Genomic DNA, 746 nt, shown 5'->3' on the forward strand with positions numbered 1-746 from the left:
TAAAGTTTGGCTTGCCAGAAAACAACTCGGCATCCCACCATACACTACCGGCTTCCATCGCTTCTTTTTCTGTACTCGACAGCGGAGGAAGAACTTTCTTAAACACTTTAAATGCTGGGTCACTAATCCATTTTCTTCGTAGAGAGCTCATAGTTCAGATCCTTTTGTTCACGTCACCGCTTGCGGCTAATCCTTATTATTGGTTTCACTTTTTACTTGTCGTTATCGAGCGACTATTTCGCCGACATACCAGCGGACAAGTAAGGAATCAGTAAATCGACGACAGATTTCACATCGATTTCTTTTTCAAATTTGCTTTCTGCCAGCTCGGTCAAAGCTTGACTTGAGGCCATCGTAAATACGCACGTTCCCAACGTGAAATGTAATCGCCAAAACAACAACTCTTCCGTCAACTCTGGGTTTGCTTTCATGATAGAGAAAGTAAACAAATTCAATACTTCTGAGTATCGAGTGCTGATAAACCAACGTAAATGCCCTTGTACATCGGTGTAACCTCGACCAATCAACAACATAAATAGTGCAGTACCATTTGGTCTAACATCATTAAGTGTACGCAGCGGTAAACGTAATGATTCAAATACTTCGTCCATGTTGTAGCTTTCGCGGGTATTCAACTCAATGAGAGACGCCTTTATGCTTGGCATCAGTGCTTCAAGGTACCGGTCTAATACCGCGCGCACTAACGTCTTTTTGTCACCAAAGTGATAATTCACCGATGCAAGATT

General features: G+C 42.4%; 1 protein-coding gene. It reads right to left on the reverse strand.

Translation table 11 applies throughout. From position 1 onward, the window contains the following. Positions 1 to 233 precede the first annotated feature (233 nt). A partial coding sequence (locus tag R7R78_RS25980) for a TetR/AcrR family transcriptional regulator (protein ID WP_140310557.1) occupies positions 234 to 746 on the reverse strand: 513 nt, incomplete at its 5' end.

The organism is Vibrio sp. 2134-1 (genome assembly GCF_033339495.1).